A 21,780-nucleotide genomic window follows, 5' to 3' on the forward strand; every position below is an offset into this window, starting at 1 on the left:
CTATGATGCTTGACTAGAAAGATAGCGAGCTAAATTTTCAAATGAAGTCGTTAAATCATCAATGGATTCTTTATCTGATCGATCTAATTCTTCATAAAACTTTCTACTGAATATCGGTTGCTGAGACTCTGTGGCTCGCAACATCACAACTCGGTGTGCAATCCATGTTGATTCGGGCAAAATTTGCACTGTCTGTCTTCCATTAGCTGCTTTTTCAAGAATATTCGACAACTTCTCTTTCATCTCATAGTTAGCTGCCGATGTTCTACGATCATACATACTCACAGCGATTCCAAGGGGTCGAGGCGGAGTTTCCATGGCATCCCTCATGGCCTCAAGGCGGGCTAAAACGTACTCTATTGCCCGTATAGGATAGGGGGCAAATTGTGTCGGTATCAGTACTCCATCAGACGCCATCAAAGCAATGGCATTGACTTTACCAAAGGCGGGTGGTGGATCAATCAGCACAATGTCATAGCCATGATTTTTGAGTTTTCGTTGTAATACCCGATCAATATCAATTGTGCTGATGAGTGCGGGTTCCTTATCGGCTAGGCGAATGTGGGCGGGAACAATGTCAAGATGCAGGTTGCCCCAAGCTCTTTGATAAACTACCTCTTCTAGGCCAACCCTTGGCTCTAGCAATAGGTCAGCAATATCCTTCTTGCCTTGCTCTTCTACATCTTTAAGGGGGTTAATGCCAACGCCAATAGTTAAGTTAGACTGTGGGTCAATATCAATCAAGAGAACTCGCTTGCCCATCGTGGCAAAGGCAGCACCAAGATTGAGGGTTAGCGTCGTTTTACCAACGCCACCCTTGTGATTGAAAATAGTAATGATCATGGGTGACTCCTTAGAAGCGGTTGAGGAGATAGAAAAACTCTTTGCAAGTGCCTTTTCAAAATAATGATAGACTTTGAGCCTTTGCTGGGTTAAGGCAGTCACTAGAGCAGCGGCTACGGAGCGGTGTAAAATTTTAGTCAGTTTCTGAATAGTTTGTTTATCGAGGATACCTGAAGCACATGTCACCTGCTGAAGTGGTTCTCTAAGGGGATTTTGATATAAAAGTTGGTATTCTCGGCCATTGGTAAGTAAGCCAAACACAGCCTGAGCTGCTTCCATGTAGTGCCTCAATTGCTGGCCACCTGTCAGTCGGGACTGCGCTGGGGTTTTGACCTCAATGATCAGATAGTTCAGGGGGCGATCGCCCGTCATCGCTAAGGTCACCAAAAAATCAGGGTAGCCGTTTCCAATCCGAGGTTTCGCCTGATACTCAGAAGACTGATAGCCCCACTGCTTGAGCAACGGTAGGATAATTTTGTGTTCCGTATTTGCTTCATTAGCCATGGGAAGCTGCTATGCAGGGAGCGCGCTTAGAAACACATTCAACAAAATTATCGTTGACAAAAATAAGCAATTCAATTTGTTAACAAATATTTGTAATATAATAAGCGCATGGTCATTCTCTCTTAAGCCAAGCGTGCTAGCCAGTCTGGCATTTCCCGCTCCAGTATATTTTTGGGGGTTTGAAGCATGACTTCTTCATACTCTGGACTTCTTCATACTCTGGATTGAATTGATAATTGCCTGCGATCAACCGCTGAGCATAGTTAAGGAAACGCTAAAGAAATCAGGGTCTTGGCAACTGCGGTCAATGTCTTGATCTAGTTCGTATTGCTGGATGATGTTATCGCAGCAGAGCAGCTTATTCCCATGTCCAAGTAGTGCCCCGACTATACCAGATTCGCCATTGTGCAGACTGAGGAATTCTTTGAAGCAGGGGGGCAGTGATAGGTCAATAGCAGACTCCACTCTGGCAATTTCAGCAGCACTAGCGGGTGGATTCAGTCCTTCTAGGACGTTTGGCGCATGGTTTCTCATCCAGTCAAGGCTGATCGCTAAGCGCTCATGAATGCTCATCAGTCATTCTCCCGTGATACTTTCTGGCAGCAGGCAGAGATATACCATTCTTGTCACTAGGCCTAGAGCAGTTGAAAGACACCTACCAAGAACTGACCCGTGCCGTTGCGAGTCAGGAGAGCTTTGTTCTGGCGTCTAGTTATGTGCCTATGGTATAGGCCAAGGGTGTTGCTTCCCTAGAGTCTCCGCTGGAGTAGTATCATGAAAGCAATTTCAAGCCCACTGGCGTCACCAAGTTAGGAGCATCAATCAATGGATGGCTTTTGGGAAAATGTCCTGCGCTACCAACGGTATTTTGTTACGGTTCTATTGGGCGTAGTGTGGAATGTCGTTGAGCCATTGGTGCCTCTTTTTAAGCGTCCGCTGAGCGCGATCGCCCTCCTTGGCTTCATCGTGGGGTTACTGACATTTGTGGCACTCACGTTACGCGCAATGTTGGGTTTGAGCGCTGCTTAGGGGGGCACGATGGCCTCTTCCCTGCCCATCAAGGCACAAATTGACCTGATTTTGCTGAGTCTCGAAGCCTTGGTTGATGTGGGTTCGGCAGAGGTACTGGCATTGGCAGAAGCCATGGGGTTTGAGGCCTATTTGCCCGATCGCGTGGGGTTATGGCGACTGCGGCAATCGAGTCCTCTGCGGCGGGGTCGCAATGGGCGACGTAAATTGGATGTGGATGAAGCCCGTGCCTTGGCCTTGATCTGCACCCGCTTAGCCCAGCAACACCAGCAAACCATCCGCACAGCCGTTGAACGCTGGCAACAGCAGACGAGTCAGGGTCGCCCCCCCCACTTAGATCCCGTTCTCGGGGATTATATTGACCGCTTCACCAGTTTGTATCAAGAGCGAATGGCCGACGACAGTAGCGATGGTAGTGAATTGGCACAACTGGCCTTAGATTTACTCGTGGATTTGCTCTTTTACAGTACACCCCAAGGGGCACGTCGCCTTTGGATCACCCTGCTAGAACGCACTACTCCTGCGCCCCCATCCCTATCGTTGGTGGAACCTGAACCAGTACCTGCACCAGCCCCTGAATTGCCCACCCTGTTTCCCCATTCCGATGTCTAATGAGTACCACCCTCAGCTACTCTCAACCCACCTGCCAACTGGATGTTGCTGCTGAATTTTTGCCCTTCAGTCAGAAGCTGCGCCGTGCGCCGGTGCGATCGCTCCACTTTAGGCTGGCCTTGGGGGAGAAATTGCGATTTGAGGGCAACGATCGCCAGCTCTATCAACTGAAAACCTTAGTCAACGAGTATATTGATGTTTTCCTCAGTCATCATCAGATACCCACGGAAGTTTCATCAGGGGGCTTTCGTCTGCGATCGCGATCGCCCTTGGAACATGAACTACACCTACCCGATCACTCGGTGATTCCGCTGCAACTGACGGAGTTGTCCGACTTAGTGACGGTTCTGGACGACTGGTCTGCGGCTATGGAACCGTTGCCGGAACTGGTAGATCGCGCCCAATCAGCCTTTGCCCACATTCCCATCTGGGCTAAAAGTGCTGCACTGGCCGTGGGGGTTGTTGCTGCTTTAACCGTCGTCAGCCAACGCTGGCTGCTCCCCCCGGCCGAGATGGTTATGACATCCTCTGAGCCTGCCCGTGAGCAGGCAAACTTGCCACCCCTCACTCTGCCATCCCCCTTGCCAGAATCGCCAGAAATACCCCAACTCGCTCCTCTGCCAAGTCCACCCCCAGCTCCCCCCGAAGCTTCTACCCTAGTGCCGCTCCCTACACCCCCAGAAATGCCCCCACCGGCAACACGACCAGCTCCGCCACCTCCAGCCGCTGCTGTCAAGCCCTTGCCCGCGCCACAACCAGTGACGCCCCCTGCAAACCTCAATCCCAGCTCAGATCAGGGGGATCAAGAGAATGTCATTGTTCAAACTCCCCTAGAGCGTGCTCCCGCAGGCATTGCCTCGGCGCCGATCGCACCCCCAACCGAAACCGTCCCTGTCCCTGCCACTACCCTACGGGAGGTGAAAACTTACTTTCAAGATCGCTGGCGCCCACCATCCAGCTTAGACACGAGTCTGGAATACCGTATTGTCCTCAACCCAGATGGGACACTTGCCCAAGCCCTACCCCTCAATGGTGCGGCAGTTCGCTTTATTGATCGCACACCCATTCCTTTACAGCAAAGTCCCCTTGCCAGTCCCTTTGGGGGCGATCGCCCAGTTTTACTGCGGTTAGTCTTAATGCCCTCTGGAAGCGTGCAAGTGTTTGGTGAAAATTGATGTTCTATGAGGCACTTGAAGAGACGGCGGGGGTAATAGTCGCAATTTCCTGCAAGCGTTTCTTCACTTCTGCGGCACTGGTATAGCGTTCCCGCGGGTCTGGGTGGGTGAGGCAGTTAATCAAATCCACCATGAGCGGGTCTAAATGGGGAATGTCCTCTGCATAGAGACGATACTCCCGGCTACCCCAGCGGAAATAGGTCTCTGGCTCATAGCCCGTGAGCAAATAGACCATTGTTGCCCCCAAGGCAAACAAATCTGAAGCGGGTTCGGGTTTTCCTTCCTGCTGTTCCGGGGCAGAATAGCCGACTGTACCAATAAATGTCCCGGAGTCGGAGGTCAAAACTGAGGCTTTGCCCCACCCCACAAGCACTAGGTTGGTGGTTTCTCGCTGAACATGGGGATGAATGAGATTGGACGGACGAATGTGCAAATGCAACACGGGGGGGGTTTGCTGGTGGAGCAGTTCTAGCAACTCACACACCGGCATGAGCCAACGACTCACCTCGATCACATTCATTGGCCCCTGCTCCTGAACCCGTTGTTTTAGGGATTGGCCATAGACCATTTCTGAAACCAAGTAGGAATCTGAGCCGCACTGAAAGGCTTCCCAAAACTTGGGCAACACAGGGTGTTGGATTTGACACAGTTGCCGCGCTTGGCGTTGAAAGGCGCGAATTTCTTGGGGTGAAGCCGCAAGACTATGTCCCTTGATCACTGCCGTCAGACCACTGCGCCAGCCCAAATAAATGTTGCTTTGGCCAAGGGCACGAATAATCTGGTAATTACCGAGGGTTTTCCAGACGCGCAGGGGCACACCGCACTCAATGCAAAAAAGATCAGTCTCTTGGGCACGGCGATGCTGGCAATCGGGTGGTGCCCGCCACTCGCTCAGTAAATGCACAGGCAGTTGACCCTCAACGGCAAATTCAGCCTCCTCTTCCTCCTCTTGGGTGGTGACACTGGTACTACTAGAGGTGGAGCTACTAGCTTCGGCATTGGAAACGGGTTCGGCAGCGGTACTGAGGGCGGCTTCTTCCCCTGCGTAGGTGCCCTTCTCGGCATCCACTAATCGGCCTTCGGGGACTGTTTCCATACGGGCACTGGGCGTGGCGGGGCGCTGATCAGAACCGAGACGGACTTGGATATTGGGGCCAGAGCGCGCCAAGCGGAGAATGCCGCCATCCATTAAGGTTGCCTGCTGAATGCGTTTACCATCCAAATAGGTGCCGTTGGTGCCAAGATTGACCACTTCCCATTGCAAGCCATTACGGCGGAGTTCCACATGGTGACGGGACACCACCGCGCTATAGAGCACGACGTGATTATCGACTGCTCGGCCAATACGGATGACATTTTCATTTTCAAAGGTCCAGCTTTGGACTGGGGTGGCTTGAACGGGATGGAGTAATGTCAATGTAATCACGTTGTCTAACCGCCTCTTCGTACCTGAATAGACTCGAAAGAACTAGGAGATGCGTTCATAGATGAAGGTGACTAAGTCTCCTTTACCCAAGGCAATGCGATCGCCCGACTGAAGACGGTGACGATTGCCCGGATACAGAGGAATATTGTTAATATATGTACCATTGGCGCTTCCCACATCTTCAATATAATGGGCATCCCCCTCAACCCGCAGATCCGCATGAATACGGGAGACAATTTCTGAGTTGGGGAAGCCAGCGACATCAATATCAGGGGGGATGCGATCGTTGGGCTTGCCAATATGAATCACCGCACGGCCGGTGGGAATTTTCAGTTCAGTACGGGTTTGCACGTGGACAAGCTTCGCTTCGATGGTGGCGATCACCGGCGAGAAGACATGGGCGGGTGGGGGAGGCGGCGGCGATAGGGTTGACAGGCGGCCTTGAGACGCCACAGTTTCCAAAGTGGGGGCAGCAGTGGCTCTCGGTTGAATGATCTCTGGCATAGGGGGTGGACTGACAGCCATGCGACGCAGGTTAAAACCGCATTGGCCACAAAAACTGGCATCTGCTTGAACCGGGGCACCACAATTTGGACAAGAATTCATACTGGGCATGGGCGAAAAGCACGCTTCACATTGAACAGCACCAACGGGATTGGGATGGAAACATTCGGAACAGATAATCATCGTAATGATCCCCTATTCCACTGCCAGTCCAACCAACCTACGACAACAGTCCCCATGGCCTGTCTCAGCATCCCTGAGTTAGTCAAAGGTTAGCTGTCCCTATACCTAGGTTAGCTTTTACACTCCAATTCTATACGGGTTCATCGCAAAACCGCTGCGGAATTAAAATCGACCGCTAACGTAATTGCGAGTCAGGGGGTGTTGTGGCTTTTGAAACAGCAAGCGAGTTGGGGCGTACTCAATGAGCTGATTCACAGCGTATCCCTCAGAGGTGGGTTGCACAGCTAAAAAGGCAGTCCAGTCAGAAATGCGTGCTGCCTGTCGCAGGTGATGGGTTGCCATGATCACGGTGTAGGTTTGTTTAAGGTGACACAGACACTCCTCCATGCGGCGGGTGGCGGCAGTATCAAGCCCCATGCAGGGGTCATCCAGTAGTAGAATCTCCGGCTGCAGGGCGATCGCCCGCGCCAAACAGAGGCGCTGTTGCTGCTCTAGGGACAGGTGCAGTGCAGGAGTGTCTAAATGATCCTTGAGAGTCTCCCACAGATCTACTTGTGCCAACGCAGATTGCACAAGGGCATCCAAATCTCCTTGATAGCCACTCACACGGGCGCCAAAGGCCACATTGTCGTAGATGGATTTCGGAAATAGACTCGGCCTGCTGAAAATCATGGGCAGACGGCGGCGGATTTGAAAGGCATCCCAGTCGTAGAGGTTGTGTTGGCGGTAGTAAATGGCACCGGTAACGTGAATCCCCGGCAACATCTCACTGAGGCGGTTAAAGCACTGCAACAACAGACTCTTACCCGATCCAGAGGCACCAATGAACATCACCAGTTGTCGCCTAGGAATCCTCAGGCTGACATTACTCACCAGCAATTGATGGCGGTAGAAGACACTGAGGTGATGCACATCGAGGAGCGTATCTTGGCCAATGGCGATAGGGTCGAGGGCAGTCATCGGTAGGACGGAGGAAACAGTGTCACTCCCACTTATACCGCCCTGTTGAGTCAGGGGGGCTAACCTTCTTGATGTTCCTCAGGAGAAGAACTGGTGGGGGTGATGATTGCTGCTGAGATGACTTCAGGAGAGTGGCGGGGCGATCGCTCGAAGCCATGGAGGATGACATAAAAACAGGGAATGAGAAAGAGGGTAAGCAGGGTAGCAACCGCCAAACCAGAAAAGACCACAATTCCAAGGGGTTGCAAAAACTCTGATCCTTCTCCTAACCCTAGCGCCAAGGGAAACATCCCCACCACCGTGGTAATGGTCGTCATCAGGATCGGACGCAGACGGGCGGGGGCAGCTTTGCGAATGGCTTGGCTACGACTACAACCCTCCTGCTGGTAAATTTCGTTGGCTAGCTCCACCATGATGATGGCATTATTGACAACAATCCCCACAAGCAGGATGGCACCGACAATCACGGTGGCACCAATGGCAGTTTGCGTGAGGTACAGCCCCCAAATGCCGCCGGCCAAGGCCAAGGGAATCGTAAACATGATCACTAAGGGGTCAAGCAGCGAATTGTACTGTACCGCCATGACTACAAAGACCAGAAAGGCGGCCAAGCTGCCCAAGACGAATAAGGCCTGTTGCAATTGCTGATTGGATTGAGCCGCTGCACTCGGCATCAAGGACACCCCCCGCGGAAACTCCAGATCGTTGAGAATATCATTCACTTGGGCAAGGGCAGCACTGAGACTCGCCCCTTCGACAAGGTTGCCCGCCAGCATGAAGACTTGCTGCTGGTTGATCCGCCGAATTTCCGCCGGTGCTTGACTGGGTTCGATGCGAGCGACATCCCCAAGGCGGAGGGGACGGTTGTTAGGGGTAAACAGGGGAATCGTGGCGAGATCCGCCGGCTCTTGAATGCTTTCACTGTCCAATTGGACGCGAATATCCACCAAGCGATCGCCCCGTTGCAGGCGTGTGGGCACAAACCCCTCCAAAGCCGTTTGAATCGTCTGGCCCAGGTTGAGGGTATTCAGCCCCAGTTCACTGACCCGTTCCCAATCGGGCAGAACTTGAATTTCTGGCTGGCGAGGATCGGCATCGGGACGAAAGCGCACCAACGTCGCCTTCTCATCAAGGACTTGGAGCACTTGGCGACCAAAGCGGTTCAGGGTTTGTTCATCATCACCCCGCAGCATCACATCAATGTCCGCCCCTCGCACCGGCGAGTTGGTGAGAATAATGCCGCGCACTTGGCCGGGACTCAGGCGCAGTCGCACGCCCACAAGGTTGAGTTGATCAAGGGCTTTCGTCGCTTCTGTGATATAGCGATCCGCGCTAACACCGCGCCGCAGAATAATGTTGCTATTGGCTCGCAGCGGATTGGCAATCGTATTGGTGCCAAAGAGGGCACCCCCCGTTGTCGTAAAGACGGCCTCGGTACCCGGTTGTGCCATCAGCACCTCATCCACTGCCGCCATGATGCGGCGACTCGTGGGTAGGGGGGTTCCCGGTGGAAAAATGGCCGTTAGGTTCACTTGACCGGTATTAATCCGCGGTAGCAACTCTTGGGGAATTTGCTGCGCTAAGAGCCAACTGCCGCCGCCAAGCAGGGCGATCGCCAGTCCCACCACCAGCCAGCGTGCCCGCAACACTTGTGCCAAAGCCCATTCATAGCGTCCTGTCAGCCAGCGGAATTTTTCATTAAAAAGGCGAATAACGGCCACCTGTCGCAGGCGATTTTGCACCCGCACCCCCAGTAGGCGTGAAGCCAAAGCGGGTACCACCGTCAGTGCCACCAGCAGCGACGCCGCAACAGCAAAACTAATCGTCAGGATCAATTCATTAAAGAGTAGGGCAATCAAGCCCCCCAGCAACAAAAAGGGCAAAATAGCGACCAAGTTAGTGAGGGTAGAGGCCAAAAGTACCGATTCAATACCTTGGCTGCGGCGTTTGACCTCCTCTAGGTACTGTTCTTGGCTCATGTGATGAGGGTCAATATCCGCCAAGGTTTCCAACATCACAATGGCATTATCCACAACAATGCCTACTCCAAGGGCAAGTCCACCCAAGCTAAAAACATTGAGGGAGAAATGAAATAGCCCCATCAGCAGCATTGCTGCCATGGTTGAGAGGGGAATAGCCAGCACAATAATCAACGTCTGCCGCACCGAGCCAAGGAACAGCAGCACAGCGATCGCCGCCAACAGGGTTCCCGTCAGGCCGGCGGTAATCACATTATTCAGCGAGTTACGAATATAAACCGACTCATCAAGAACAGGAATGATCTGCGCATCGCGGGGCACGAGATTGGCGGCTTGTAGCTCGGCTAAACGCCGCTTGATACCATCGGCGACTTCCACCGTATTGGCTTCCGGCTGCTTGAGAATACTGACTTTAACCGCTGGCTGGCCATTGAGCGTTACGAATACCCGCTGCTCGGCACTGCCATCCACCACTTGCGCCACATCCCGCAGATAGACTCGCTGACCATGGGTGCCCGTCAGCACCACATCCTCAATTTCACTGGCATTGCGAAACCGTCCCACTGTTCGCGTCAAGGGTTCTGCCATTGAGCCGCGAATCCGCCCGCCGGAGACATCTTGGTTGCGATCGCTCAAAGCGGTTAACACTTGATTTAGCCCCACCCCCGTAGCTTGCAGTCGATCCAGATCCACTAGAATTCGCACTTCTTCGGTCGTCCCCCCAGAGATATCCACCCCTGCCACGCCGGGGACAACACTCAGTTCGCGATCCAAATCCTCGTCGGCAAAGACCCGTAACTGGCGACCACTGAGCGTTTCTGAGGTCAGTGCAAACTCATAGACTGGCAATTGCGACGGATCAAACTTAAAGAGGCGCGGCGACTCAATCATATCCGGCAAGCTACTGCGGGCACGGTTAAAAGCAGCAGTGGCTTCATTTAAGGCCTGATCAACATCGCCACCGGGTTCAAAGAATAAGTCAATGCTGACTTGACCTTCGCGGGTTTGGGAATAAACCTGCACCACTCCCTCCGTACGACTGAGGGCTTCCTCAAGGGGCTTGGTCACCTCCTCAACAGCGACGCTAGGTACCACCCCTGGAACATCCAGCCGTACACCAATGCGCGGGTAGGTAATTGCCGGTAGCAAATCCACTTGCAGCCGCATGAGAATGAAGACCGCCAAAACAACGACAGTCAGGGTCAGCATCAGGGTACCGATATGGCGGGTCACCGCCAAGCTGCTAAAGCTAAACCGGGAGGAGGTCATGCAAGTTCAACTAGTGTAAAAGTCATCCTTTAGACACCGCTACTCTAACAAATTGTTTCTCAGCTTTCATCGGCGTAATTTTCTTCCTGAGATATTCCTCAGGCCTGCTGACTTGCTGATGCAGCTCTCACTCAATTGAATTGGTGGGTAAGCTTATGAAGAGCAGGGTGTCATACCCAGACCCAGCGATCGCGCCCCCCATGCTTTGCCTGATACAGCGCTTGATCCGCGCGAGGAATTGAGTCACTCAGCACCTGTTCCCCCGGTCGAAAAAGTGTGACCCCTAAGCTAATGGTTGCAGCCAAAAACTGCTGATCCTCTAGTTCAATGGGTTCGTTTCTCACCGCGGAGCAGAGTTCCTCGGCCACTGATTTAGCATGGTCTACATTGGTGGCAAAAAACAAGAGAACAAATTCTTCGCCCCCCCAGCGAACCAAAATACTATCTTGACAGGCCTCTATCACCTGCTTTGCTCTTGCCGCTAAGGTACGCAGAACCACATCGCCCTGATCATGACCATAGGTATCGTTGATGTGCTTAAAGTGATCGATGTCGAAAATCATGACGGTTAGCAGCGCATCCCCTGTCGCTGCTTGGGACTGGTAAGCCTCAACCCGACTCAACAGAAAGCGGCGATTAAAAGCCCCAGTGAGGGGATCTAACCAAGCCAAGGCCAACAGCGCTTGCTCTCGCTGGCGCATATCACTGATGTCAGAAACAATCCACACACGCCCTAGCCGACTGTCGCCTCGCACGGGATGGGTGTCAATGAGGAAGGTTTTCTCACCCATCAGACACTCCCCCTTCGCACTGAAGTTTGCATCAGCACTCAAGCCTTGAAAAATTTGGGTTAATTCGTCGCCGTTATCGCATCTCTGCCGTGCCTGTTTCATTTGCTCGGCAACGACCTGAACAGGATGGCTCCCTGCTGGCAGTTGCAACCACTGACTGGCATAGGCATTGACCATGGCTGTAGAGCCATCCCCCTTGATCAAAACCAAGCCCAGCGGCACGGTGTCGAAAATATCTTGGAATTGCACTTCAAAAATGACGCTGCTTTGCCGTTGGCGATGATGGGTCAACAGTTGCCGATAAAGAGCCGCGATATAGCCTTGTTGTTCTGCGAGTTGCCACAGTAGCCCCTCTACGGGATTCACCAATAGCAACCCTTGCTGCCACTGCTCCGGCTCACCGCATGGAAGGTAAACAATTCGCTCAACTTTGTCTAAAAGGCAGAAAAAAATAGAGGGCAATTTTAGAAAAGGCGTGACATCAATGACAGCCCCCTCAACCAAATCTTGCCACGGGGCGATAATTTCGACGTTGGGAAATCGGGAGGTGCTAGTTGTGGTGATAATTTGTGCCCGATTGCCTTGGTGATCGACTGTTAAGGCCAGGACAAGGTCAGATTGAGACCAATTAGCGACTAGATGACAAAATGCTGTGATAGCATCGGGAGCAGGGAGAAGTTGGCGGGGTAGATGTTCGTGCAAACTTTTGAGCATGCCCTAGTCAGAATGGATTATAAATTATACAATTATATATTTTCTGAGTAAAGAACCAACGACCTCAGGATGGGTCATGTGGGGGAGATGGCCTCGCGCCTCGATCCAATCAAGGGTACTGTTGGGCAATTTCCTATGCAGCCACAGTGCCACCGCTTGGGGAACGACAAAGTCGTCACGGTTAAAAATAAGGTGCACGGGTTGAGACACTTTGCCCACAAACGCCCTTGTGTCAGAGTCAAAAATGACTTGGAGTGTGCGCAAGGCAACGCTTGGCTGCAATCGAAAGAGGGTTTTTGAAAAATCAGCTAGTCGATGATCCTCAGTAACGCCAAACATCAGGGGGACAAACCCCGCAGCCCATGCTTGGTAGTTGGTGACTATGGCGTCATAAATGGCCTGTAGGTCTTCGGGGGTAAGGGTACCGGGATAATTCTCGTCTTTGAGATAGCAGGGGGAAGGGCCAATCCAGATGTGTCGTCGAAACAGGTCAGGTCTGGCGATCGCGGCAATCGCCCCAATCATGCAACTCACAGAGTGGCCAAGATATACACAAGACCGAACGCCAAGGCCATCCAGTAGTTCAATGAGATCATCCGCATAGCCATATAAATGACTGTGTCTTTGCAGGTCGTAACGGCGCAGCGTATCTTCATCAGAGCCACAGCCGGCAAGATCATAGCGGATATAGGTGAAGCCCTTAGGGAAGAAAGGCGTTAGGTAATCCCAAGCACTTTTATCAGTACCAAAACCATGTCCCAGCACAACGGGAACTATCCCCCACTGGTCAATCTGGACATATGGCTTTAGAGACTCGGGAACACAAGCAACTTGACGTGTCATTGGTATAGAAGTTTCGCACTAATAAGCCAATTAGTTAAAATTTTCTAATTTTTAGGGGATGAATGGAGTTAGAAACCTTAAGGGCAATGCTACAAAAAGGATAGCATCTACGAGGAAGAGGACTAGGTGATCTAGCAAAACTCTTTTTTACTTGAGAAAGCAATCTTTAACAATTCCCTATTGACTGGCAAACTGTTGCCGCAGCCGTCGCAGCGCAGCCCCTGTGCCTTGGGTTGCCGCCTCTTTGAGGACAGCACTCATCAACTCTACTAAGTGAATTTCTGGAAAATAGCGGCTTTTGCATTGAGGGACATAGGTCTGACCATGGAGGGCATAAATGCTCAAGCCGATTGACTTGAAGAGCCACACTTCAGGAACGTGATAAAGAAGGTAGTCTTCAGCCGCCGTATAGGTGGTGACATCAATTTCAATCCCCAAGTCGGGCGGCGGATCGGTTTGCTAATCAATACGGTCTTTGCCGACGGCTGCTGTCCAGTTGTCAATATAGAAGCAATAGTCAGGCTCAATGCCGCCAATCTCAGGAATCTCCATGGTGATCGGCGTAAAGGCTTCGTAATTGCGCTCCTCACTATCCAGCAAAATTTTGAGAATATCGGCAACAATATTCGCTTCACGGCCATGACGGGGGAGAGGACTCATGAGTAGAATTTCCCCTTGACGAAATTTGATGCGGGGAATTGAACCATCACCACGGCTGTCCCGTAGGCAACAGTCATCTTGCCAAGTGCGGGCATGCGTAGCACACTGCCAGAGGGAAGAACAATTTTGGTGGGAGAAACAACGGCATACATGAGCGGCATCCGCAATCGGTTTAGTTCCACTGTGCCACAGGTTAGGGATTCAAGGGCTTTGCATGGCCGGATTGCGCGGACTGCCCTCCCATTGCACTAGCCTAGAAAAGGCAGAGATTCAGAAAAGACAAAGATGCAAGACGGGCGTGTGATTGCCGATTCAATTTCGCCAGCAGGGGTGCGCTTGGTGACACTCCAACTCACATATCCGCGCTTTATCCATAGTGAACTCCTTACCCATCGCGTGTTTTCCCGCAATTCCGCTAGTTCGCGAGCCGTTCCTGTAGCCAAACTGATGGAGCAAGTCGAACACAACCCCGTTATTCCCTACCATTGGGGAAAAAATCAGCGGGGGATGCAGGCACACCAAGAAAGTGAACATAAGGAGGCTGCCAAGGAGATTTGGCTAAAAACTCGCCTTGCGGTTCTTGAGGGGGCACGCCAACTCCATGAGCTAGGAATCCACAAGCAGGTGGTCAACCGCATGCTGGAACCGTGGATGTGGATGCAAACGGTTGTCAGTAGTACCGAGTGGGATAATTTTTTGCGCCTGCGCAATCACCCCAATGCCCAGCCAGAAATGCAGGCCTTGGCCAAGCTGATTCAGCATTTGCTTGAGACCCATGCACCCACTCCCATTGCTGTGGGGGATTGGCATCTTCCCTATATCGATCCCAGTGAGCGGGAGCAATATAGCCTTGAAGAATGTAAGTACATGTCTGTGGCGCGCTGTGCACGAGTGTCCTACTATCTGCGGGATGGCCAACGCAGTGATCCGGCCTCGGATCTGGCTCTCTACCAGCGCTTGGCAGGAGCAGAACCCAAGCACCTGTCTCCTCTAGAGCATGTGGCAGAATGTATGGGCGATCGCCAGCCCTATGCCAATTTTGTGGGTTGGCGGCAGTTGCGTTACTTTGAGGAGAGAAAATCAGCACATGCCCGCCAATGATCCACGATACACTGAGTAGCAGAAGACACCATTTACTCAGTTGACAAGAGCGAGGAGCGCAGCCATGGACGTTGCCATTAACGTGAAACCGATCCTACTGGCCATTACGCCGGTGTTTATTTTGCTGTGTTTGGTCTTTGGCACCCGCAATGGCTTCTACGATACCGATAACTACCACGGCAACGGTTCTGCTCACTAAAGCTAACCAAGGAGGGTGACTGATCACGATTCATGATCGAGTGCCTCAACTATGGGGTGGGTCACGCCGATGAGGGGGTGTGCATTGGCCTAGGAATTGGCACCTATCGGATTTTGCTGGACTGTGGTGTGCCGTCCCTTGATGTGTTGCCCCTCGATGAGATTGAACAGCATCCCTTTGACTTGGTGCTGTGTAGCCATGCCCACGCGGATCATGCCCAGAGTCTCTTGGCACTCCATCGCCGTTTTCCCCATATTCCCATCTATGCCAGTGAGGTCACGACGCAACTGTTGCCCCTCAATTGGCCGGATGAAACGGTACCGCCCTTCTGCCGTGCGTTGCCTTGGCGATCGCCCGTTGAGTTTGGCGATGGTCTGACAGCAGAACTCTTTCCAGCAGGACATCTACCGGGGGCAGCCGTCTTTGTCCTCACCTACCAAGACGCCAACACAGAGCAACCGCCCTTAAGTGTGGTCTATACAGGGGATTTTTTCCTCTCCCATACGCGCTTTACGGAAGGATTACCCCTAGCAGATCTGCGGGGTCTGCAACCGGATGTGCTGATCATTGAGGGCAGCTTGGGTACAGCGCGTCACCCCCACCGCCGTCAACAGGAAAACCAACTGGCAGAGCGCATCCGCACGGCGGTTGACCAAGGCTACAATGTGCTGCTCCCCCTGCCGCCCCTCGGTACGGCTCAAGAAATTCTCATCCTGCTGCGCAGTCACCATCTTTTTACGGGACAGCCGATTCAGATTTGGGTGAGTCGAGCGATCGCTCGCGGATGTGATGCCTACCTCACGGTTTTACCCCATTTACCCACGGCCATTCAAAATTTTGCCCAACACCAGTCCCTCTTTTGGGATCAGCGGGTTAAACCCCAAGTGCAGCCCTTAAGCGATTTGGCGCAAATTCGAGGCGAAGCCCCCACCATTGTCCTTGTGGAGGAGGATCAAGACCTGCGTCCCTACGTCACCCAAGGGAGACGGCCTTGGCTCGTGCTCTATCCGCGTCTGCGCTATGGTCAGCCCTTTCGGGGAGGTGATCCTGCCTTAGCCAGATTACCCAATGTAGAGGTGGATACGTTTTTACTCTCCCTCCATGCCGATGGCCCTGCAACGACTCAACTGATTCACAATATCCGCCCGCAGCATGTGGTGCTTATCCACGGCGATCCGAACTACCTTGCGGATTTAGCCAGCCTCAACGAACTGAGCAATCGCTACCATCTGCACACTCCCACCAGTGGCTCCACGATTCAATTTCCCATTGGTCAACTGACGCTTTCTACCCCCAGTTCATTGGTGCAATTGGCCTATGAGGGGGAGGTGAGTGAGTGGAACGATGAAGCGATGATTCGCCTACCGGCAGCGATTACCACCGACCCCCGCTGGCGACGGCTGGCGGACACAGGCTTTGTTTTGGCGTCTTGGCAGGGAGAGCAATTGCTGATTCGCGGTATGACCCCGAAAGAAGTGCTCGGTGGTACCTCAGCCACGATCGCTCCCGATCAGCAGAGCTGCTTTAACTGCCAGTTTTATCGGGGTCAACGCTGCTGGAATGAAGCCTCTGCCCTGTACAACTTCAAAGTGGCACCGGAGGGGTATTGTCCAGCCTTTGAGCGGGCAGAAACGCAACCGGAACCCGAAAGCTAGGCCACTTGGAGTTGCCGCCGCAGGGTGACCGTCGGACTTTCCGCGCCTGTTTTGGGGTCAATGGCGATCGCCATCAGGGCAATGGAACGCACACTTGCCGGGACATCAATGTGGAGAACGGTTTGCCAATAATCACCATAGCGATAAAAATCAAACTCCACGAGCCAGCGCGGACCAGCAATTAACTCCCCGGTTTCACCATTGGTAATCCAGACTTTCACAGAGCACCCCCGTTGGGTGGCAGGCAAATTGACCTTGAGGTGCAAGGGAGAGACTAATGGCTCCGGCGACAGCATTAACTGGGGCGGGGTTAATAGATAGGGACTCTTGGGATCAGTGGGCGGTGTAGGCTCGGCCGGGGACGCTAATTCTGCTAACTGCTGCAACCGCGACCAAAATCGTTCTTGGCGATCAATGGGCAAATCCCGCGGTGGCGGTACTGTGACGGCTGAAAGGGGCTGACAAAAAGTGGGCAAATCCACCATGATAGGTGCTTTTACTGGTTTCAATTGGGGAGGGAGGGAAAAACCGCTCACAGGTACCGGTTCAAGGGCAATATCCGCTAACACGGGCAACTGCGGACCGGCGGTGGTTTTGCTCAGCGGTGGAGCCGGTTTAGGGGCAGGCGGTGGCGCCGAGACAGCAGGAATTTCCGGTGCGGGCAACACCGTGACCATAAAGGCTTGGACTTGGCGTAAATCGCTGCGCTCTAGAGGCTCTTGGGGCTGGAGACGAGCTTCGCCGACCATAACGGGGTAATCCGCTAGGGGGGTCAGCCTACACTGAAAAGACCATTTCCCTTCACGGGCGATCGCCGGCACTGAGTGCTCCTGCACCACATCGCGAGTGACGGGATTGCGCAAGCGAATCACCACGGTACCGGGAACAGCGACGGTTCCCTCCAACACCAAGGTTTCATCGGCAAAGATGGTATAAGCACTTTGGGGCAATTCAATCAGTGTTGTGGGGAGGGCAGGGGCAGCAGCGGTTGGTTCGGGGGGGTTGGGCGGGGGAGAATCACTCACTGGGGTTGATGGCTCTGGGACAGCGGCAATAGTTTTTGGTGCTGGCAAATCCCATTCTTCACTTTGGGCAAGAACATCGAGGGCGATCGCAAAGCGGTCTGAATCGAGAACGCCCTCTTGCACCACACGGCATTGAAATTCCCAGCGCCCCGGCTGTAAATACGTAAAAGGCAGAATCCCCATTAGCCCGGTGGAACTGCTGCGGTGGGTGCGGCGTTGATAGCGTTGCTTGGGTACCCCCTGATCATCGTAAAGATGGGTAATTTGCACTTCCACCGAGGTTTCGGCAACCGGACAACGCGCCATCAAGCGGTAACTGCCCTCCAACACCTCCGCCGATGGTGGCTCTAGGGGCAACCAAGCGCGATCGCCCTCCTTTTGTAACAAAAATTCCCATCCGCCCATAGGTCATTTTTACGCTGCCACTGCTTAGGATATTGCACAGAAGATGCCATATTATGCAATCTGCGACGCCAATTTCGGTTTATTGGAAGGCCACCTGCACCAATGAAACATCATCGCTGCCAAAGGCATTGACTGCTGCATGGCTCTGCACTTGGCGAATCAACTGGGGCAATGCGGGAACAGGTTCTTGGGCGTGAGCCGCAATGAGCAACTCCTTAAAGGCGTCGAGTCCCCAAATGCGATTCTCAGTGGTTTCAAACTCGTAGATGCCATCGCTAAAAAGATAGAGAACCGCCGGGTCGGGCACTTCAATCGTGACTTCGCTAAAGACCATGTCAGCAAACATGCCAATGGGAATGCCCGGTGTCTTCAGGGAGGTCGCTTGCCATTGATCAGCCGCACAGGTGAGCAGCAGGGCAGGGGGATGCCCGCCACTGGCATAGGTCAACTGCCGCCTCTGGCGATCGTACACGCCGTACCAAATCGTGAAATACTTTTCGTGCTGATCCATCATTTGAAAGCCATTGTTGAGGGCTTCAAGGACTTGGGCAGGGTGCAGATAGTCAAACGTACCGCTCGTTTGCTCTCGCGTGGTACTGCGCAGGAGGTTCAAGACGGAGACCGAAGGTAGAGCAGCGCCCAAGCCATGGCCTGAAACATCGAGAATATAGAGCACTAGATAGCGATCGCCCATCCAGAAAAAGTCAAAGCAATCGCCGCCCAACTGACTCGACGGCAAGAAGTAGTAGTTGATTTTGCAGGGAGTGTCTTGGGGCGCAGGCAGGAGCGATCGCACATAGGCCGCTGCTTCGTGGAGTTCCGCTTCAAGGAGTTGTTTTTGCTTAAGCAAGTCTTGGTTGAGTTGGTACAGGCGCAAACCCGCTTGAATCCGTGCCCGTAGTTCATTGGGGTCAATGGGCTTTGACAAAAATTCATCGGCACCGGCATCTAACCCCTGAATGCGATCCTCTAACTCCCCCTTGGCAGTGAGCAGGACAAAAAAACTGCGGGAGAGTTCCTGATCCTGTTTGATTTGGCGGCACACCTCTAGGCCGTCCAGTTCGGGCATCATCCAGTCACAGATGATCAGCGCCGGTTTTTCGACGGTGGCGATCGCGATCCCCTCGCGACCATGGCTAGCAACCGATACCTGATAACCCAAATCCTTCAGCGTTTTCCGCAGCAAGAGTCGGGTGGTGGGATCATCATCAATAACGAGAATTCGATAGGGCTGGCGATCGCCACTCATAGCCTCAGCCTGAGAAATCTCCCCCTAGTGTATCCCAAGGCTCTTGGCTATTTTTGTGTTTGTCTGGGATCAAGGGCATCCCGCAGGCCATCGCCGACAATATTGAAACACAGCACAGTCAGGACAATTAATGTGGCCGGTGCCCAGACCAACCACGGCTGCAAGACCAAAATCGAAGCATTGGTTGCCAAAGAGAGCATATTGCCCCAAGAGGGATCCGGCTGCTGGATTCCCAAGCCAATCAGACTGAGTACCGATTCCGCGACAATAAAGCTGGGAATGGAGAGGGTCGCGGCAATAATTACATAAGTCGCCGTCTGGGGAATAATGTGCCGCACAATAATGTAGAGCGATCGCCCCCCCATTACCTGCGCCGCTTGGACAAAAGCCATTTCTTTGATCCCCAGCACCTGACCGCGAATCACCCGTGCTACCCCCGCCCAACTCACAAACGATGTGATCACGGTAATTAGCAAAAATCGCTCGCCACTACTGAGTCCGACTGGGAGTACCGCCCCCAAGGCCACCAGCAGATAGATGGTCGGCAGCGTCATCAGCACCTCAACACCCCGCATCAAAACTGCATCGAGCCAGCCGCCAAAGTAGCCAGAAATCGCCCCCACGAGAATACCAATCGGGAAGGCGATCGCGACCCCCACAAGGCCAATACTGAGGCTAATGCGGGCACCAAAGAGCAGCCGGCTCAACTGATCGCGTCCTTGGTCATCCGTTCCCAACAGATTCAGATAGCCCTTGCCCACCGTACCAAAGAGATGGCGATCGCTGGGGAACCCCGCAAAAATGGTACGCGGTTCAATTTGCGGATTGCTGAGACTCCAGCGGGTCGGTAGGGGCAGCGTAATTTCTAAGAAGCGATAGGGGCTGCCCTTAACAAAGAGGCGAATCGGCGACGGTTCCTGCCAGTCCACCATCAGAGGACGTTCCCCTGTTTCCAAGTTCACAGGCCCCAAGCGGGTGGGATAGACATGGGGACCTAGCCACTGACCATCGGGCGTGCGCCAGTAAATCCGGGTGGGGGGCAGCAGGGCACCATCCACTTGAAAGGTATAGGGACTATAGGGGGCAATAAAATCTGCGGCGATCGCCAGCAGGTACAACGTCAGCAACACCCCCAAACTAACCATCACTAAGGGGTTGCGCCGCAACGTTTGCCAAGGGGTCATTCGTCACTCATCCGCTAGGGTACAGCCACTATACAGCCTTTTTTCTATCCTAGGGCTGCTCTGACAGACTGAATGCCTACACGTATTCCGCGCTTCTAGAGAGGGACGGTGCTGTAGATAAATTTGACCCAAAAATCAATCAGTGATAAATAAAACTTAACAAAGTAACACGAAATCACTTTTTCTGTTAAATAGATTCGGTATCACTATATGATTATATTGATTATGATTATATTGATTGCTTCAAACTAACATATTGTTAAAAATAATACTTTGTGTTTCAAATAAAGTGGTAGCTTGATTAAATCTAATGATTTCTACTCAGATCATTCTCGCAGACACCCTTTTTCTCTCTAGTGTGGGTACCTGTTGATTAAAGAACAATTTAGTTGCTTTATTCATTTGAATAGCGTTCTGATAGAGGAAATATAGAGCGAATGGAAAAACCAAAGCCCCAGAAGTGTTGAATTCTGCAACAAAACTTAACATCCTAAGTGACAAGTAGCTCTGGCTGCCAATCAAAGCTCCAATGCACTATCGAGCAGCGGCGACTCAGTTCCAGTTGCAAATATCGCAATTTGTCTAATAGCTTCCTGCCAAAGTATTCAGGTATCTCCATTAGCTCTAAAATTAAGTACCCAATCAAAACCATATAAATCTGATTTATCACCCCATTCAAACTCTTCGTAATCAGCTTGTCTAATGATAAATGCATCTTTAGAAACTTCCATAAGTTCTCAATCCCCCACCGATGCCGATACAGCTCACTCACTTCCTCATCACTTAGATGCATTAGATTCGTCGCAATACGAAACTCTGTTCCATGCTCATCAAAAAATTGAACCACTCGGTATCTCTCATGATTGAGCTTCATTCTCATGTTATTCTTGATACGCACAACAAATAAACACTTCCTCTCACTCAGCCGCTCTAAAAATCTCCAACTCGCAAACCCTCTATCCATGATGGCAACGGCATTCTCAGGGATCATTTCTAAAATCTCGTCTTGAAAGCTTAGGTCATGTCTCTCCCCAAAAGAGACTACTGCCTTACCCAGGATGTTCTCTGTTAAATCAAATCCTGTAATTAACTTCACTTGATGGTATTTGTAGAACCAAAAGAGCTTACTCGTCAGGGTAATGACGGTTGAATCAATAGGAAACAGCATCAGACTTGAACAACGATGTCTCTTGCGAGCTTGAGACATGAGATGAGTGTAAATCCTCTCAAATAAGGTGGTTGTTCGAGTTTTGTTCGCCTTGGAAAACGTGGACATATCCACTGTAATCCCCGAATGATTCAAGCGATAAAATAAGGCTCTCATGCTGGTTAATCCTTGGTCGAGAATGTAGGTCAACCAGATTTTGAAGAACAATTGAGAGTTGAGGACGGGGTAGTCGCAAGGGCTGAGCTGCTTGAGAATAGACTTGACAAGAACTGAAAAAGATGCCATAGTAAGCTGATTAATTT

General features: G+C 52.2%; 18 protein-coding genes and 1 pseudogene. 6 read left to right on the plus strand and 13 right to left on the minus strand.

The annotated features are described in order from the left end of the window. Both NBE99_RS01925 and NBE99_RS01930 read right to left on the minus strand, forming a co-directional pair. A complete protein-coding gene (locus NBE99_RS01925; RefSeq protein WP_250682835.1) occupies window positions 1-1,347 on the minus strand; it encodes an AAA family ATPase in 1,347 nt (448 codons plus the stop codon). Window positions 1,348-1,593: 246 nt separating this feature from the next. After that, the gene (locus NBE99_RS01930; RefSeq protein ID WP_250682836.1) at window positions 1,594-1,920 is read right to left on the minus strand and encodes an SMI1/KNR4 family protein; all 327 of its coding nucleotides are present in this window, start codon (window positions 1,918-1,920) and stop codon (window positions 1,594-1,596) included. Between the two features lie 252 nt (window positions 1,921-2,172). Between NBE99_RS01930 and NBE99_RS01935 the strand changes: the two genes are divergently transcribed. Genes NBE99_RS01935 through NBE99_RS13260 form a run of 3 tightly spaced genes read left to right on the plus strand, consistent with a single transcriptional unit; the run spans window position 2,173 to window position 4,163 of the window. Beyond that, window positions 2,173-2,376: a DUF751 family protein gene (locus tag NBE99_RS01935; RefSeq protein ID WP_250682837.1), complete on the plus strand. Its 204-nt coding sequence runs from the start codon at window positions 2,173-2,175 to the stop codon at window positions 2,374-2,376. Window positions 2,377-2,385: 9 nt separating this feature from the next. Beyond that, entirely contained in the window at window positions 2,386-2,988 is a 603-nt protein-coding gene (locus tag NBE99_RS01940; RefSeq protein WP_250682838.1) for a DUF3038 domain-containing protein, read from the plus strand. Further along, on the plus strand, window positions 2,988-4,163 hold the full coding sequence (locus NBE99_RS13260) for a DUF4335 domain-containing protein (RefSeq protein ID WP_305879884.1): 1,176 nt from the start codon (window positions 2,988-2,990) through the stop codon (window positions 4,161-4,163). The genes NBE99_RS01940 and NBE99_RS13260 overlap by 1 nt, the downstream gene beginning before the upstream one ends. A gap of 4 nt (window positions 4,164-4,167) precedes the next feature. Here the strand turns inward: NBE99_RS13260 and NBE99_RS01950 are convergent, their stop codons facing one another. The 7 genes and pseudogenes from NBE99_RS01950 to NBE99_RS13295 form a co-directional block, all read right to left on the minus strand. Then, window positions 4,168-5,589, minus strand: a complete 1,422-nt coding sequence (locus NBE99_RS01950) for a protein kinase domain-containing protein (protein WP_250682839.1) — start codon at window positions 5,587-5,589, stop codon at window positions 4,168-4,170. Between the two features lie 42 nt (window positions 5,590-5,631). Beyond that, complete coding sequence (locus tag NBE99_RS01955; RefSeq protein WP_250682840.1) at window positions 5,632-6,276, minus strand: FHA domain-containing protein; 645 nt, start codon at window positions 6,274-6,276, stop codon at window positions 5,632-5,634. Between the two features lie 162 nt (window positions 6,277-6,438). After that, complete coding sequence (locus tag NBE99_RS01960) at window positions 6,439-7,236, minus strand: phosphate ABC transporter ATP-binding protein (protein WP_250682841.1); 798 nt, start codon at window positions 7,234-7,236, stop codon at window positions 6,439-6,441. A gap of 59 nt (window positions 7,237-7,295) precedes the next feature. Next, complete coding sequence (locus tag NBE99_RS01965) at window positions 7,296-10,484, minus strand: efflux RND transporter permease subunit (protein ID WP_250682842.1); 3,189 nt, start codon at window positions 10,482-10,484, stop codon at window positions 7,296-7,298. Window positions 10,485-10,654: 170 nt separating this feature from the next. Then, a complete protein-coding gene (locus tag NBE99_RS01970) occupies window positions 10,655-11,989 on the minus strand; it encodes a GGDEF domain-containing protein (protein ID WP_250682843.1) in 1,335 nt (444 codons plus the stop codon). A gap of 24 nt (window positions 11,990-12,013) precedes the next feature. Further along, the gene (locus NBE99_RS01975) at window positions 12,014-12,832 is read right to left on the minus strand and encodes an alpha/beta fold hydrolase (protein WP_250682844.1); all 819 of its coding nucleotides are present in this window, start codon (window positions 12,830-12,832) and stop codon (window positions 12,014-12,016) included. A gap of 177 nt (window positions 12,833-13,009) precedes the next feature. Beyond that, window positions 13,010-13,644 (minus strand): annotated as a pseudogene (locus tag NBE99_RS13295) (Uma2 family endonuclease). Between the two features lie 133 nt (window positions 13,645-13,777). On the opposite strand from NBE99_RS13295, the gene NBE99_RS01990 reads away from it, so the two are divergent. The 3 genes from NBE99_RS01990 (at window position 13,778) to NBE99_RS01995 (ending at window position 16,447) form a co-directional block, all read left to right on the plus strand. Continuing rightward, complete coding sequence (locus NBE99_RS01990; RefSeq protein WP_250682847.1) at window positions 13,778-14,593, plus strand: FAD-dependent thymidylate synthase; 816 nt, start codon at window positions 13,778-13,780, stop codon at window positions 14,591-14,593. Between the two features lie 64 nt (window positions 14,594-14,657). After that, complete coding sequence (locus tag NBE99_RS13220) at window positions 14,658-14,792, plus strand: hypothetical protein (protein WP_256468078.1); 135 nt, start codon at window positions 14,658-14,660, stop codon at window positions 14,790-14,792. Window positions 14,793-14,824: 32 nt separating this feature from the next. After that, the gene (locus NBE99_RS01995; RefSeq protein ID WP_250682848.1) at window positions 14,825-16,447 is read left to right on the plus strand and encodes an MBL fold metallo-hydrolase; all 1,623 of its coding nucleotides are present in this window, start codon (window positions 14,825-14,827) and stop codon (window positions 16,445-16,447) included. On the opposite strand, the gene NBE99_RS02000 is transcribed toward NBE99_RS01995, so the two are convergent. From NBE99_RS02000 to NBE99_RS02015, 4 genes are all read right to left on the minus strand, one after another. After that, complete coding sequence (locus NBE99_RS02000) at window positions 16,444-17,877, minus strand: hypothetical protein (RefSeq protein WP_250682849.1); 1,434 nt, start codon at window positions 17,875-17,877, stop codon at window positions 16,444-16,446. The genes NBE99_RS01995 and NBE99_RS02000 overlap by 4 nt on opposite strands. Window positions 17,878-17,956: 79 nt before the next feature. Then, window positions 17,957-19,126, minus strand: a complete 1,170-nt coding sequence (locus NBE99_RS02005; protein WP_250682850.1) for a PP2C family protein-serine/threonine phosphatase — start codon at window positions 19,124-19,126, stop codon at window positions 17,957-17,959. A 47-nt stretch (window positions 19,127-19,173) separates the two neighbouring features. Next, window positions 19,174-20,310, minus strand: coding sequence for an ABC transporter permease (locus NBE99_RS02010; protein ID WP_250682851.1), 1,137 nt, complete (start codon window positions 20,308-20,310; stop codon window positions 19,174-19,176). A 490-nt stretch (window positions 20,311-20,800) separates the two neighbouring features. Continuing rightward, window positions 20,801-21,763, minus strand: coding sequence for a transposase (locus NBE99_RS02015; RefSeq protein ID WP_399371026.1), 963 nt, complete (start codon window positions 21,761-21,763; stop codon window positions 20,801-20,803). Between the last annotated feature and the right edge of the window lie 17 nt (window positions 21,764-21,780).

Source organism: Thermosynechococcus sp. HN-54, from assembly GCF_023650955.1.
In the GTDB taxonomy this organism is placed as follows: domain Bacteria; phylum Cyanobacteriota; class Cyanobacteriia; order Thermosynechococcales; family Thermosynechococcaceae; genus Thermosynechococcus.

Bases quoted from the DNA above. Each gene is read 5' to 3' on its own strand.
- NBE99_RS01935 (WP_250682837.1), top strand. From the start codon at position 2,173: ATGGATGGCTTTTGGGAAAATGTCCTGCGCTACCAACGGTATTTTGTT.
- NBE99_RS01925 (WP_250682835.1), bottom strand. From the start codon at position 1,347: ATGGCTAATGAAGCAAATACGGAACACAAAATTATCCTACCGTTGCTC.
- NBE99_RS02010 (WP_250682851.1), bottom strand. From the start codon at position 20,310: ATGACCCCTTGGCAAACGTTGCGGCGCAACCCCTTAGTGATGGTTAGT.
- NBE99_RS02000 (WP_250682849.1), bottom strand. From the start codon at position 17,877: ATGGGCGGATGGGAATTTTTGTTACAAAAGGAGGGCGATCGCGCTTGG.
- NBE99_RS01955 (WP_250682840.1), bottom strand. From the start codon at position 6,276: ATGATTATCTGTTCCGAATGTTTCCATCCCAATCCCGTTGGTGCTGTT.
- NBE99_RS13260 (WP_305879884.1), top strand. From the start codon at position 2,988: ATGAGTACCACCCTCAGCTACTCTCAACCCACCTGCCAACTGGATGTT.
- NBE99_RS01960 (WP_250682841.1), bottom strand. From the start codon at position 7,236: ATGACTGCCCTCGACCCTATCGCCATTGGCCAAGATACGCTCCTCGAT.
- NBE99_RS01975 (WP_250682844.1), bottom strand. From the start codon at position 12,832: ATGACACGTCAAGTTGCTTGTGTTCCCGAGTCTCTAAAGCCATATGTC.
- NBE99_RS13220 (WP_256468078.1), top strand. From the start codon at position 14,658: ATGGACGTTGCCATTAACGTGAAACCGATCCTACTGGCCATTACGCCG.
- NBE99_RS01940 (WP_250682838.1), top strand. From the start codon at position 2,386: ATGGCCTCTTCCCTGCCCATCAAGGCACAAATTGACCTGATTTTGCTG.
- NBE99_RS02005 (WP_250682850.1), bottom strand. From the start codon at position 19,126: ATGAGTGGCGATCGCCAGCCCTATCGAATTCTCGTTATTGATGATGAT.
- NBE99_RS01970 (WP_250682843.1), bottom strand. From the start codon at position 11,989: ATGCTCAAAAGTTTGCACGAACATCTACCCCGCCAACTTCTCCCTGCT.
- NBE99_RS01995 (WP_250682848.1), top strand. From the start codon at position 14,825: ATGATCGAGTGCCTCAACTATGGGGTGGGTCACGCCGATGAGGGGGTG.
- NBE99_RS01990 (WP_250682847.1), top strand. From the start codon at position 13,778: ATGCAAGACGGGCGTGTGATTGCCGATTCAATTTCGCCAGCAGGGGTG.
- NBE99_RS02015 (WP_399371026.1), bottom strand. From the start codon at position 21,763: ATGGCATCTTTTTCAGTTCTTGTCAAGTCTATTCTCAAGCAGCTCAGC.
- NBE99_RS01930 (WP_250682836.1), bottom strand. From the start codon at position 1,920: ATGAGCATTCATGAGCGCTTAGCGATCAGCCTTGACTGGATGAGAAAC.
- NBE99_RS01965 (WP_250682842.1), bottom strand. From the start codon at position 10,484: ATGACCTCCTCCCGGTTTAGCTTTAGCAGCTTGGCGGTGACCCGCCAT.